1 pseudogene is annotated in these 538 nt (G+C 45.9%); it reads left to right on the top strand.

Going from position 1 to position 538, the window contains the following annotated elements:
* Positions 1–41 precede the first annotated feature (41 nt).
* Positions 42–538, top strand: a pseudogene (locus M1F97_RS09125) (type IV secretion protein Rhs); the annotation flags it as partial.

The raw sequence follows: 538 nt of genomic DNA, 5'->3' as shown, positions 1-538 counted from the left end.
CAAAACTTAGAAACTCTGGGAATGATTCCGCGAGGTGACCAATGACCAAAGACGTAGAACTTCATTCATCGACCTGGAAGACGATGAAACAAGCCCTGACAGGACTTACTGAAACTGCTTCGGTATCTAGCAGTGGTTATATGAATTATACGAATCCATACTCTGGCTCCTATGGTGTCAGTAGGGGTTCTACAGGGTTTGGCAAGCGAGTAGAAGATTTAGTAAAGATCTCTGAGCAAGTCCAACGCTTGATAGCAGAAAAGGATACGGATGGTGTTGTGTCCTATAGCTATCACGATGACACAAGTACCGGACAAACTCTGCAATCCAAACTCTCCACCTTGGAGCGGTATGCAGGAAATGTTCCCACCTACATCAAGGATAAAATCGACCGCCCCTTCTATGAGGCTATGGACAAGGTAGGAGCCAAGCTCGAAGCCCTCAACATTCAACAGTATAAAACGACTAACAAGGTTGGTTATAAGCGAACTGAATCTGTGACAGATCCCTATGGCCATCCCGTCGGTACCAAGGAAGT

This window comes from Streptococcus oralis, from assembly GCF_023110435.1.
Taxonomy (GTDB): domain Bacteria; phylum Bacillota; class Bacilli; order Lactobacillales; family Streptococcaceae; genus Streptococcus; species Streptococcus oralis_CF.
Note: the sequence above shows the minus strand (reverse complement) of the source record. Positions and strands in the feature narration are given on the sequence as shown.